Raw genomic sequence first — 13,601 nt, 5'->3', positions numbered from 1 at the left:
ATCCGATTAAGAATGCTTAATCGGATTTTCTTGGGCTATTTAACTTAATGCAATCCTTAAGTGAACAGCATTAAGCCATAGGCTCTTTTTTTATGGTTTGCTCATATCTTTTAAAGCATGGGTTTCAAGAAACGAGCGGTATGTGAACTCTCATGCTGGGCAACGGTTTCAGGTGTCCCTTCAGCAACTATGTAACCACCGCCACTACCACCCTCTGGGCCTAGGTCTACAATCCAATCTGCGGTTTTAATGACATCTAGATTATGTTCAATGACAACCACCGTATTACCATGATCGCGTAAACGATGTAGTACCGTGAGTAGTAATTCAATGTCAGCGAAGTGCAAACCTGTTGTTGGCTCATCGAGAATATACAGTGTTTTACCTGTATCGCGTTTTGATAGTTCTTTGGCCAACTTAACCCGTTGTGCTTCGCCACCTGATAGAGTCGTCGCTGCTTGACCTAAACGAATATAGCCTAAGCCAACATCCATAAGTGTTTGTAGCTTGCGGGCGATGGAAGGAACAGGGTCAAAGAATTCTCGAGCTTCTTCAATGGTCATGTCTAAGCACTGATGAATATTCTTCCCTTTGTAAGTGATTTCTAGCGTTTCACGGTTATAGCGTTGTCCCTTACAGACATCACAGGGAACATACACGTCTGGTAGGAAGTGCATCTCGACTTTGATTACACCATCCCCTTGACACGCTTCACAACGACCGCCTTTGACGTTAAACGAGAAACGCCCTGGCTTGTAGCCTCGAGATCGCGCCTCTTGTGTCGCTGCGAACAGTTCGCGCATCGGGGTAAAGATACCCGTATAAGTTGCTGGGTTTGAGCGTGGCGTACGACCAATTGGGCTTTGGTCTATGTCGACACATTTGTCGAAGTGATCCAAACCTTCAACTTTTTCATAGGTGGCTGGTTTTAGTGTTGTCGCGCCATTAAGCGCGGTTGCCGCGAGTGGAAATAATGTACCGTTAATTAAAGTCGATTTCCCCGAGCCAGAGACACCTGTTACGCAGGTCATCACCCCTACAGGAATATTTAAAGTGACGTGATTAAGGTTATTGCCTTGTGCGCCGTGCAGCGTCAGTTGTTTTCCTTCTGTCGCTTGATGACGAATTGACGGTACTTTAATTGAACGCTTGCCAGTTAAGAATTGTCCCGTGATGGATTCTTCGCAAGCCATAATGTCTTCAGGTGTACCGGATGCAATGACTTGGCCGCCATGAACACCTGCACCAGGGCCGATATCAATCAGGTGGTCTGCAACACGAATAGCATCCTCATCGTGTTCGACAACAATCACTGTATTGCCTAGATCTCGTAGTCGCGTTAGCGTGCTGATTAGGCGCTCGTTATCCCGTTGATGGAGGCCGATAGAAGGTTCATCTAATATGTACATGACGCCCACTAAACCTGCACCGATTTGACTGGCGAGGCGAATACGTTGGGCTTCACCGCCGGATAATGAGTCTGCTTTGCGGTCGAGCGTTAAATAATCAAGACCTACGTTTACTAAGAAGCTCAAGCGATCACGTATTTCTTTTAAGATTTTTTCTGCAATGGCCCCTTTGGCCCCTTCAAGCTTCAATGTCTCGAAATAACTTAAGCATTCAGCAATCGGTTTTTTGACGATATCAGGCAGAGTTTCCGTGGCTATAAACACATTACGTGCAGCTCTATTCAAGCGCGTGCCATGACAAGTGGGACATGCTTGAGTGCTGATATATTGAGACAGATCTTCGCGAACACTGTCAGATTCTGTTTCGTGATAACGGCGATTGAGATTGGGCAATACGCCTTCGAATACATGTGAACGTGTCATTTTGTCACCACGTTCATTGATGTATACAAAGTCGATCTTGTCTTTGCCAGAACCGTTTAAAACAACATTTTGAAACTTTTCTGATATATCTTTGAATTTTGCATTGATATCGAATTCGTAAAAGTTGGCCAAAGCATTCAGTTGCTGGAAGTAGAAAATACTCCGACGTCCCCAGCCTCGAATAGCGCCTTCACCGAGGGTTAAATTCTCATCTTGAATGACGCGATCGGCATCGAAGACTTGATGCGTACCTAAGCCATCACACGTTTGGCAAGCGCCATTCGGGTTGTTAAACGAGAATAAGCGAGGCTCAAGTTCGGTAATGGCGTAGCCACATACTGGACAAGCGAATTTGCTTGAAAAGATGTGCTCATCGGTTTCATCATCCATATTAAGCACTTTGGCGATACCATCTGACAGCGATAAACACGTTTCAAAGGATTCCGCTAAGCGCAGCTGTAAATCAGGGCGTACCTTAAAGCGATCAACAACAACTTCAATGGTATGCTTTTTGTTTTTCTCTAACGTTGGTGCATCATCAAGATCCACGACGATGCCATCAATTCGAGCGCGTACAAAGCCTTTTGCCAGCAATTCGCTAATAGTATGAAGATGTTCACCTTTGCGATCCTTGATGATCGGCGCTAGCATCATCATCTTGCTTTCTTCTGGTAGCGAAAGCACTTTATCAACCATCTGGCTAATAGTTTGGGCTTCCAGCGGTTCGCCGTGATCTGGACAGCGTGGCTGGCCTGCACGAGCGAAGAGCAGACGAAGATAGTCATAAACTTCCGTGATCGTACCGACGGTCGAACGTGGGTTATGTGACGTGGACTTTTGTTCAATGGAGATCGCTGGAGATAAGCCTTCGATATGATCAATATCGGGCTTTTCCATCATGGACAAGAATTGACGTGCATAGGTTGATAATGACTCAACATAACGACGCTGTCCTTCGGCATACAGCGTGTCGAAGGCAAGGGACGATTTACCTGAACCAGAGAGCCCGGTAATCACCACCAGCTTGTCGCGAGGAATGTCCAAATCGATGTTTTTTAGATTGTGGGTCCGCGCACCGCGAAGGGTAATAGTGTCCATGTGTCTCCAAAATGTAATGCAACCAAGGAAAAAGTCATTCAAAATAGAATAACTGTCTATTTTTACAGTAGTTAAAATAGAGCTTCAACGGTATTTTTAGTAAAATCTTCGATCTTTCAACAATCACCCCTAAATACGCAAGTAGTAGCACCTATGGATGTCATTGAACGCCGCTCAGTTTTAGCCTTAGCAATGGTTTATCTATTCCGTATGCTTGGCCTGTTTCTTATTATGCCTGTCATCAGTGTGGCCGCGGATGGGCTAGACGGTTCCGATGCCGCGTTGATTGGTGCGGCGATCGGTATATACGGGTTTACCCAAGCCTCTTTACAGATCCCGATGGGGATGATGTCTGACAAGATCGGCCGTAAAAGAGTGATTATTTTGGGTCTAATGTTGTTTGCATTAGGGAGTATTATTTGTGCCAATGCTGATAGCATTGTAACACTGATTATCGGACGAGCGATTCAAGGTGCAGGAGCGATTGCCAGTACCTTGATGGCATTGCTCAGTGATGTAACGAAAGAGCAAAACCGCACGAAGGCCATGGCGATGGTGGGTATTAGTATTGGTGCGTCGTTTATGATTTCACTGATTCTTGGGCCTATTTTGTATCAGTGGGTCGGACTATCTGGTCTGTTTTATCTGTCTTTTGGGTTTTCTATTGTAGGTATGGCGTTAGTCCTTTGGGCAGTGCCTAATGTGACGCAGCATAGCTTTAGACGTGATACAACACCAAGTTTAGTGGCTCTAAAAGGCGTTTTAAAAGACAGCCAACTACGTTTTCTAAACGTCAGTATATTATTGCTGCACGGCAGTTTGACGGCGTTGTTTGTGGCAATACCAAGTTTGTTAATTCATCGCTATGGGTTAGCCTTAGGTCAGCACAGTATTTTGTATTTGCTCGTTATGGGCGGGGCTTTTATTTTGATGCTACCGTTAGTGATTGCGGCAGAGGGCAAAGGTAAAATGAAGCAAGTACTCACCCTTGTCATTGGTATTCTTGGTGCGACGACTTTATTGATGGAGTGGTCTGCACAACTATGGTTGTTTGCCGTGGCAGTGTGTTTGTTCTTTGTTGCATTTAATACGTTGGAAGCGACATTACCATCCGTGATCAGCAAGCTGGCTCCAGTCGGTTATCGTGGTACCGCAATGGGTGTGTTTTCAACGCATCAGTTTATGGGCGCATTCATTGGTGGAGCCGGTGGAGGCTGGTTGCTACAACACACATCGGTTACAGTGCTGTTTTCTGTCATCGGTGGTATTTGGTTAATGTGGGCAGTTGTGAGTGCCTTTCAACCTGCCCCAAAGCAAGTGGCAAGTATGGCTTTCAGTGTGGCGGCACAGACAGAGGACGATGTGCATCAGCTTAAAAAGCAATTAATGGCAATCCAAGGAGTGGAAGATATGCAGATTTTCACAGATGAGCAAACCGCTTATTTGAAAGTAGATAAAAAGCAGTTAGACAAAGCAGCGTTGCAACGTGTAGCGCCGCAAATTCAGCTATAAGAATTTACAGTTAAAGAATTGGAGTGACCTCATGGCACGTGGAATAAATAAAGTAATCTTGATCGGTAACGCAGGCAGCGACGCAGAAGTGCGTTTTATGCCCTCAGGTGCAGCGGTAGCAAATGTGAACCTTGCCACGTCTGAAAGCTGGCGTGATAAGCAAACGGGTCAAATGCAAGAGCGTACCGAATGGCATCGTGTGGCGTTCATGGATCGTGGCAACTTCCGTCTAGGTCAGATCGCTGGTGACTTTATCAAGAAAGGCTCGAAAGTATACGTAGAAGGCTCGTTGCGTACGCGTGAGTGGGAAAAAGACGGCATTAAGCGCTACACAACTGAAATCGTTGCGAATGAGATGCAATTGCTTGATGGACGTGCAGACGGTCAGCAAGGTGGTGGTTTTGGTGGTGGACAGCAAGCACCACAGCAAGGCGGTTACGGTGCACAACAAGCACCTCAACAAGGTGGCTATGGTGCGCCAGGTGGTTACGGCAATGCGCCACAGCAATCAGAACCACAGCAAGGCAGCTACGGTGCATCGCCAGCGCAGTCAGAGCCTCAGCAAGGTGGCGGTTACGGCCAGCCACAGCAAGCGCCAGCTCAGCCACAGTCATTTGGCAGCTGGGGTAATCAACCTCAACAAGCCCCTGCGCCAGCACCACAAAAAGCGCCTGAGCCAGCTAAGCCACAACAACCTGCGCCAAGCTTCGACGATTTTGACGATGATATCCCGTTCTGAATCAAGAGAGTAGAATCGCATTTGATCTGGAAAAGGCTGCACATTGTGCGGCCTTTTTCGTATCTAAAGAGGAAGCTCTTGTTATCTGTTTTACTCCTATGTATTTGATGGGTAGGTTTGAGATATTCCAAATACAACATGGAGGTAGTACATATGCTTGATCTAGACTTTGGGTTGATTCTTCACCATTTGACGCAGATGGGCGTGGCGTTTTTGCTTTCATTACCGATCGCATTTAATCGAGAACTTCACGATAGAGGTGCCGGATTGCGTACCTTTCCTCTTGTGACGATTGCATCGTGTTCATTTATGTTAGTGGGTATGAGTGTATATGAAGGGTCCGATGCAGAAGCTCGGGTGATGTATGCCGTTATTACTGGGATGGGGTTTATTGGTGGTGGTGCTATTTTTAAAAGTGGGGACTCCGTATCCGGCACAGCCACAGCGGCAGGCATCTGGAATACGGGAGCCATTGGTGTTTCGGTCGCCTATAGCCGATATGAAATCGCTATACTATTATCGGTCATTGGCTTTTTGATTTTCCAGTTTTCGGGCGCTCTAAAGAAGCGAGATGACACCGCAAATGATGGCTAAGCCTTTGCTATTAGTGGTTCTGAATAGATTGCTGTTATAATGAAGCCAACATTTTTAGCAGAACCTGCTTACCAAGAGTCGTAAGACATTGCTGGCAGAGATTACCCTACAGCTTGTATAGGGGCTCCTACGGGAGCCTTTCTTGTATCTAGCTGTCGTAAATGAATAGGGTGCAAAGTTTGAGGTGATCTATGCAAGAGGACGATGATTTCTCTTTGTTTGCGCAGGAAGTAAAGGGGATTCGCCCAATAAAAAAGACCGAGATATACCTTGGTAAAAAAAAGGGCGAAGTGGACTTTACGGAACGTCAGAAGGCCGCTTTGATTGCAAAGGTTGAAGACCGTAACCACTTGTCCAAAGATTATGTTGAGCGAGTTGATCCTGATGACATGCTTGAATATAAAAAAGACGGTGTGCAAGATGGCGTGTTTAAGCGCTTGCGTCAGGGTAAGTATGGTATTGATTCTCGCCTAGATTTGCATCGACGTACCGTAGAGCAAGCTCGTGTGGAAGTATACCAGTTTGTTGCGGACTGCATGCGGCATGATATTCGTGTGGCGATTATTGTTCACGGAAAAGGTGATCGAATACCAGACCCAAATGATCAGGCGACTATAAAAAGCTTTATTAACAAATGGTTGAGAGATCTCGACGATGTCATGGCGTTTCATACTGCACAGCGTCACCATGGTGGATTAGGCGCAGTGTATGTACTGTTCCGAAAAAGTGACAAAGCGCGCCTAGAAAACTGGGAGCGTCATCAAAAGCGTTAACATAGCAGAGCGCTATATCTCTGCCGACAAAATCACAATCTTGATATAATTCACACGCTTTATTGCTTGAGATTAAGGCGAATACACCCAATCTACGTAGTAATAGAAACGATTTTTACAGGGGTAATATATGACCATGAACAATGCACATCACCCAGCGTTTAAGGCTATTCGCAGTGAATTTATAGAAGCGTTAAATGTGACGGTACAGGAATACGAGCACAAGGAAACAGGTGCAAAGCATTTTCATATTGCCTCTGATAACGATGAAAACGTCTTTCTTGTCGGATTGAAAACCGTACCGACGGATTCATGTGGCGTGGCGCACATACTTGAGCATACGGTTCTGTGTGGTTCCGAGCGCTTCCCAGTGCGTGACCCGTTCTTTATGATGATTCGCCGCTCACTGAATACCTTCATGAACGCGTTTACGTCATCTGATTGGACGGCTTACCCATTTGCGAGTAAGAACAAGAAAGATTTCCGTAACTTACTCGATGTGTATCTAGATGCCGTATTTTTCTCACGTTTAGACCCATTGGACTTTTCACAAGAAGGCCATCGTTTAGAGTTCGCTGAGCCAACCAATCCTGATTCAGAACTGACGTACAAAGGCGTTGTATTCAATGAAATGAAGGGAGCGATGAGCTCGCCTACATCGGTGTTGTGGCAGGCCGTGACAAAGTATTTATGCCCAAGTAATACCTATCATTTTAACTCTGGTGGTGAGCCGACGGATATTCCAGATTTGTCATACGACGATTTAATGGCCTTCTACCGCAAACACTATCACCCATCTAATGCCGTTTTTATGACATTCGGTGATATTCCAGCAGAAGAGTTACAAGCTGAGTTTGAAACGAAGGTACTGAGCCGCTTTGAACGTTTAGACGACAAAGTCAGTGTGCCTAACGTAAAACGTTACTTCTCTCCTGTGCGAGTTGAAGAAGGTTACGCAACCGATGAGGCCAAAGAAGATGGTAGCCATGTGGTCGTAGGCTGGTTACTGGGTGAAAGCATCGATTTGGCGCAACAGTTCGAAGCAGAGCTGTTGTCCAGTGTGTTACTGGATAACTCTGCGTCACCATTGCGTCGCGCGCTGGAAAACTCTGAACTGGGTCAATCACCTTCGCCATTATGTGGTTTAGAAGACAGCAACAAAGAAATGAGCTTTATGTGTGGCTTGGAAGGCGTTAAGCGCGACAATGCCCCACAAGTGGAAGCATTAATTCTAAATACATTGGAAGACATCGCCGAAAATGGCATTGAGCAAGACATGGTCGATGCCATGCTGCACCAATTAGAGTTAAGTCAACGCGAGATTGGCGGAGACAGCTACCCATACGGTTTACAGCTGATCCTAAGTGCCCTGTCGACTGCGGTGCATGAAGGCGATGTGATTGCGCAGTTAGACTTAGATCCTGTGATCGAGAGTATGCGCGAAAAAGTGGCTGAAAAAGACTATATCCCAACACTCGTACGCGACTTGTTATTGTCTAACGCACATCGTATCACCTTAACGTTGAGCCCAGATGAAGCATTGGAAGCGCGCCGCAACCAAGCGGAGAAAGATCGTCTAAGTAAGATCAAAGCAGGCTTAAACGAAGCACAAAAGCAGCACATTGTTGAACGCAGTCAAGCGCTGAAAGAGCGCCAAGAGCAAGTTGATGACATGAGTATCTTGCCTAAAGTGGGGCTTGAAGATGTGCCTGCTCGCTTACCTGAGTATGAAAACGAACAAGTGACTGAAAGTTTGCCCATTACGTTTTATCCACAAGGTACGAACGGTCTGGTGTATCAGCAATTGGTGGCAGAGCTTCCAGCGTTAACCGAAGACGAAACCAAATACCTGCCGTTGTATGCTTATCTTGTGACAGAGTTAGGGGTAGGCGATCAAGATTACTTAGCGGTGCAATCACGCCAGGCACAAGTATGTGGTGGTTTAGGAGCATCTTCCTCTATTCGTACTGAGCTTATCGATAAACAGCGTGTGAGCGGCTACTTTGTTCTCAGCTCAAAAGCGTTAGTGCCAAATGCCAAAGCCATGACTGAATTAATGGCGCAAACTTTTAATGATGTGAGATTCGACGAAGAAGGACGAATTAAAGAGTTGATTTCCCAGCGCCGTGCGCGTCGTGAGCGTTCAATTACTGGGCAAGGCCATGCTCTGGCAATGAGTGCTGCCAGCAGTGGTATGTCAGGCCTCTCGGCACAACAAGAAGCGTGGGGAGGCATGAGCGGTATTCATGATGTGATTGCACTGGATGACTCATTGAAGAATGACTCAACTGCGATGTCGACGTTGCGTTCTGTGCTAGAGTCGATTCATAGCAAGTTAGCTGGCGCTGCGAAGCAAGTACTTTTAGTCGCAGAGCCTCATCATAAAGAGTCTTTGATGGCCCAAACATCGCCTGTTTGGCAAGCAGTGGCGAATCATGAGCAGCTGACGCACTTTTCTTTACCGGCCATTGATCAAACTGTGAAGCAAGCATGGGTGACTGCCACTCAGGTCAGCTTCTGTGCTAAGGCGTTTAAAGCTGTAGCGGGTGAGCATCCCGATGTGGCGCCGTTGACGGTTTTAGGCGGCTTCTTACGCAATGGATACCTACACCGAGCAATTCGAGAGCAAGGTGGTGCTTACGGTGGTGGTGCAACCTTTGATGGTAGCAGTGGCGCATTCCGCTTCTATTCATACCGTGACCCACGGTTGTTGGAAACATTGGCGGACTTTGACGCGTCGATTGACTGGTTACTTGGCAATGAACATTCACATGATGCCCTAGAAGAAGCTGTACTAGGTGTGATTGGCTCAATGGACAAACCGGGATCTCCTGCTGGTGAAGCACAAAGTGACTTCTTCTTGCAGCTGCATCGTCGTAGTCAAGCTTACCGTGAGGCGTTCCGAGCGGGTGTGCTTTCGGTAACGGTAGATGATCTTAAGCGTGTTGCTAAGCTTTACCTAACGAAAGAGAATGAAAGTATCGCTGTTGTGACAGCAAGCTCGAACAAGCAATTGCTCGACGATGCTGGCTTCGATATTTGTACTTTATAATCATAACGATAATTTAAACCTGAATGGACAGTTCAATGGATCAGTTTCATGACATACGCCCTTACAACGACGATGAGGTCGCCGGGGTGTTACAAAATTTAGTAAATACGCCAGACTTCATCGATACGATTGTCGGCTTCAAGTTTACTAAATGGCCGCAATGGACACGTGGTTTCTTAGCGTACGTCGTTAAGCATGTGTTGCAAAAGGAAGTGCGTAAAATCAATGATGTACGTGCTTTCCAGACGCAAGTGGCTGATTACATGGAACGCATGATTAAAACGACGACGAGCAATGTTGAATATCGCGGTGTCGACAAGTTGGCTAAGAACGAAGGCTATCTTTTCTTATCGAATCACCGCGATATTGCTATGGATCCAGCGTTTGTGAATTATGGTCTTTACCTAAATGGCCTCGACACCGTACGCATTGCGATTGGTGACAACTTGCTACGTCGTCCGTTTGTGTCTGACCTGATGCGTTTAAATAAGAGCTTTATCGTTAAACGTTCTGCTAATGGTATTCGTGAAATGATGGCGGCGTTTGGCCAATTGTCTGATTACATCACCCATTCATTGACCAAAGAGCACTGCAATATTTGGATTGCTCAAAAAGAAGGCCGTGCCAAAGATGGGATAGATCAAACTGATCCAGCCATCATTAAAATGTTTTTTATGAGCCAGAAAAAACAGAAAATTGCCTTTCCAGACGCAATGCGAAATCTAAAAATTGTCCCCGTGTCGATATCCTACGAGTACGATCCTTGCGCCTTCGATAAGGCGCGAGAATTAAATGAGAAGTCGACAACAGGCTCTTACCAGAAAGCCGAATTTGAAGACATTGACAGTATTCGTAAGGGCATTGTTGGGCGTAAAGGTAAAGTCATCGTGACCTTTGGCGATGTGATTGACCATAACTGTGCGACGCCTGATGAAATGGTGGCAGAAGTGGACCGACAAATTGTAGGTAAGTATGCCATTCAGTCGACTAATGAGGCGGCTTTGAAAATGCTTAATGGTCAAGCGAGTGGTGACTCTGTATTTGATGAGTACATGGCAACGTGCCCAGACGTGTTACGTGAAACGGTGTTAAACATGTATGCCAACCCACTGATTCAAAAGCAAGAGCGTGGCCTACTTTAGGCTGGAATAAATACGGAGTAAGCGCTTCATGAAACCTAGGAATTCGCTACGGGCTCTGATTGGCTCGTTATTGTTTACCCTATGCTATGCGGTCTTAACAGGCTTTACGGGGGTTTTGGCGCCGTTGATTGGCTTTATATTGCCACCGAGTTGGCGCCAGCCAATGCTAAATATTCATAACCACTCACTGTTGTTTTTATTTCGAGTGCTCTGTGGTGTCAAAGTAGACATTATTGGTCGTGAAAACCTACCTGGTAAAGATTGCCCTGTTGTTCTAACGGCGAACCATCAAAGTGAGTGGGAGACCTACTTACTGCAGGTATTGAAAACGCCGATCTCGACGGTTCTGAAGAAAGAGCTACTCTCGATTCCGTTCTTTGGTTGGGGATTGCGATTGGTACAGCCGATCGCCATTGATCGCTCGAAGCGAGCTGGAGCCTTGAAGCAAATCTTGAAGCAAGGTAAAGATCGTTTGCAAGCAGGCCGCTCGGTGCTTATTTTCCCTGAAGGGACTCGTACTATGCCGGGGAAAGAGCGTGACTTTAACAAGGGCGCCGCTATGCTTGCTGCCTCTTCAAAAAGACCTATTTTACCCATCGTACACAATGCAGGTCATGCTTGGCCTGGACGAACGTGGCGTCGATACCCTGGTACGATTACGGTAGTGGTTGGGCCGCTGATTGAAGTTGAAGGCAAAGATACCAACCAAATTCACGAAGAGATGGAGCACTGGATGCGCGATACAATGCGTAAACATCCATAGCTGCTGTGTTCAAGACATAAAAAAACCGCTCAATGAGCGGTTTTTTTATGTCTTGAACTGCTGCAATTAGCCTTCGTATTTTTTGAAGACTAAGCTGGCATTGGTTCCACCGAAGCCAAAGCTGTTAGACATTACGTAGTTTAACTCAACGTCGTCTTGACGAGTAAGCGCAACTGGAATGTCACCCGCTTCAGGATCTAGTTCCGTGATGTTTGCAGACGCCGTGATGAATTTGTTTTCCATCATTAGCAAGCTATAGATAGCTTCGTGAACGCCGGCAGCACCGAGAGAGTGACCAGATAGAGACTTAGTGGAGCTGATGGTTGGGATTTCAGAACCAAACGTTTCGCGAACCGCTTGTAGCTCTTTCATATCACCAGCAGGCGTGCTCGTGCCATGAGTGTTGATGTAGTCAATTTTGCCATCAATAGTGCTCATCGCCATTTGCATACAACGAACCGCACCTTCACCAGACGGTGCTACCATGTCATAGCCGTCAGATGTTGCACCGTAGCCTACCACTTCAGCGTAGATCTTAGCGCCACGGGCTTTAGCGTGTTCAAGCTCTTCAAGAACAAGAATACCGCCGCCGCCAGCAATAACGAAGCCATCACGTTTAGCATCGTAGGCACGAGATGCTTGATCTGGCGTATCGTTGTACTTAGAAGACAGTGCACCCATTGCATCGAACATGCACGTTTGCGTCCAGCTCTCTTCTTCGCCGCCACCTGCGAATACAACGTCTTGCTTACCTAGTTGGATAAGCTCCATTGCATTACCGATACAGTGTGCACTGGTTGAACATGCAGACGTAATGGAGTAGTTCACGCCTTTGATCTTGAACGGTGTCGCAAGACAAGCAGACACAGTGCTGCCCATGGTTTGCGTAACACGGTAAGGACCTACACGTTTAACACCTTTTTCGCGTAGTGTATCAGCAGATTCGACTAGATTTCGAGCCGATGCGCCGCCTGAGCCAGCGATCAAACCTGTACGAATGTTAGAAACTTGGTCTTCAGCTAGGCCTGAGTCAGCAATCGCTTGCTGCATGGAAACGTAAGCGTAAGTCGCTGCGTCCCCCATGAAACGACGAACTTTACGATCAATTTCAGTATCGTCTAGATCAATACGACCACATACATGGCTGCGAAAGCCTTTTTCCTTGTAGTCTTCTGCGAAACGAATGCCTGAACGGCCTTCTTGCAGTGACTCAAGAACGGATTGTTTGTCATTGCCTAGGCAGCTAACAATGCCTAGACCAGTTACAACTACACGACGCATAACTAATGTGCCTCTTATACTCTTAATCTTTTAGAAGTTTTCTGTTGATGTAAACAAGCCTACACGTAGGTCTTTAGCCGTGTAAATCTCACGACCGTCAACAGATACACTTCCGTCAGCAATGCCCATTACAAGCTTGCGTTCGATCACGCGCTTCAGGTCAATACGGAACGTTACTTTCTTAGCGGTTGGCAAGATTTGTCCAGTGAATTTCACTTCACCAGAACCCAATGCACGGCCACGTCCTTTGTTACCTTTCCAGCCAAGGAAGAAGCCAACAAGCTGCCACATAGCATCCAGACCTAAACAGCCTGGCATCACAGGGTCACCTGGGAAATGGCAGTCGAAGAACCAAAGGTCAGGAGTGATATCCAATTCAGCAATGATCTCACCTTTTCCGAACGCACCGCCTTCGGTAGAGATGTTGGTGATTCGGTCTATCATTAGCATGTTGCCGACAGGAAGCTGAGCATTACCTTCGCCAAACATTTCGCCGTTGCCGCACTTTAGAAGTTCGTCTTTTTCAAACGATGAAGCTGTAGTCATTATAGTCCTATTTCCACCACTCCTTGTTTACCTAAGCAAAGTAATAGAGCGTGTGGTCCAGTTAGCAGTATGAAAATCCATGAGATTATATCGGTTCAGGGAAGTAATATGAATGTTTGTGCGGAAAAAAACCAATTGTGAGTCGGTAAAAGTACGTTTTTTTTGTCTATTTACGTAACAAAAAGACAAAATTTACATGGGTGGCTGTATGTGGATAGCATATTGCTCTTGTCCGCGAGACTGAAAAATACGGATGTTTGTACAAAATG

10 protein-coding genes are annotated in these 13,601 nt (G+C 46.3%); 7 read left to right on the top strand and 3 right to left on the bottom strand.

All coding sequences use genetic code 11. The annotated features are described in order from the left end of the window. Window positions 1-110 precede the first annotated feature (110 nt). Entirely contained in the window at window positions 111-2,930 is a 2,820-nt protein-coding gene (gene uvrA / locus AYW76_RS18195; protein WP_067223880.1) for an excinuclease ABC subunit UvrA, read from the bottom strand. Window positions 2,931-3,083: 153 nt separating this feature from the next. Here uvrA and AYW76_RS18190 point away from each other — a divergent pair, with 153 nt between their 5' ends. The 7 genes from AYW76_RS18190 to AYW76_RS18160 all read left to right on the top strand — a co-directional run bounded on the left by AYW76_RS18190 (window position 3,084) and on the right by AYW76_RS18160 (window position 11,505). Then, window positions 3,084-4,442 carry an MFS transporter gene (locus tag AYW76_RS18190; protein WP_067223877.1) on the top strand — a complete coding sequence of 453 codons (1,359 nt, stop codon included), beginning with the start codon at window positions 3,084-3,086 and terminating at the stop codon, window positions 4,440-4,442. 31 nt (window positions 4,443-4,473) lie between these two features. Further along, window positions 4,474-5,181, top strand: a complete 708-nt coding sequence (gene ssb, locus AYW76_RS18185; RefSeq protein ID WP_067037119.1) for a single-stranded DNA-binding protein — start codon at window positions 4,474-4,476, stop codon at window positions 5,179-5,181. Between the two features lie 153 nt (window positions 5,182-5,334). Beyond that, window positions 5,335-5,775 (top strand): MgtC/SapB family protein, encoded by a 441-nt coding sequence (locus AYW76_RS18180; protein ID WP_067223873.1) that lies wholly within the window; start codon window positions 5,335-5,337, stop codon window positions 5,773-5,775. A 191-nt stretch (window positions 5,776-5,966) separates the two neighbouring features. After that, window positions 5,967-6,548 (top strand): DNA endonuclease SmrA, encoded by a 582-nt coding sequence (gene smrA, locus AYW76_RS18175; RefSeq protein WP_067223870.1) that lies wholly within the window; start codon window positions 5,967-5,969, stop codon window positions 6,546-6,548. 130 nt (window positions 6,549-6,678) lie between these two features. Beyond that, window positions 6,679-9,600, top strand: coding sequence for an insulinase family protein (locus AYW76_RS18170; RefSeq protein WP_067223867.1), 2,922 nt, complete (start codon window positions 6,679-6,681; stop codon window positions 9,598-9,600). A gap of 35 nt (window positions 9,601-9,635) precedes the next feature. Continuing rightward, complete coding sequence (locus tag AYW76_RS18165) at window positions 9,636-10,742, top strand: 1-acyl-sn-glycerol-3-phosphate acyltransferase (protein ID WP_197467852.1); 1,107 nt, start codon at window positions 9,636-9,638, stop codon at window positions 10,740-10,742. Window positions 10,743-10,770: 28 nt separating this feature from the next. Continuing rightward, window positions 10,771-11,505, top strand: coding sequence for a lysophospholipid acyltransferase family protein (locus tag AYW76_RS18160; RefSeq protein WP_067223862.1), 735 nt, complete (start codon window positions 10,771-10,773; stop codon window positions 11,503-11,505). 66 nt (window positions 11,506-11,571) lie between these two features. On the opposite strand, the gene fabB is transcribed toward AYW76_RS18160, so the two are convergent. Next, entirely contained in the window at window positions 11,572-12,786 is a 1,215-nt protein-coding gene (gene fabB, locus AYW76_RS18155) for a beta-ketoacyl-ACP synthase I (protein ID WP_067037126.1), read from the bottom strand. A gap of 30 nt (window positions 12,787-12,816) precedes the next feature. Beyond that, window positions 12,817-13,332 (bottom strand): 3-hydroxyacyl-[acyl-carrier-protein] dehydratase FabA, encoded by a 516-nt coding sequence (gene fabA / locus AYW76_RS18150; RefSeq protein WP_067037128.1) that lies wholly within the window; start codon window positions 13,330-13,332, stop codon window positions 12,817-12,819. Window positions 13,333-13,601 lie beyond the last annotated feature (269 nt).

This window comes from Marinomonas gallaica, assembly GCF_001639745.1.
GTDB classification, from domain to species: Bacteria; Pseudomonadota; Gammaproteobacteria; order Pseudomonadales; family Marinomonadaceae; genus Marinomonas; species Marinomonas gallaica.
Note: the sequence above shows the minus strand (reverse complement) of the source record. Positions and strands in the feature narration are given on the sequence as shown.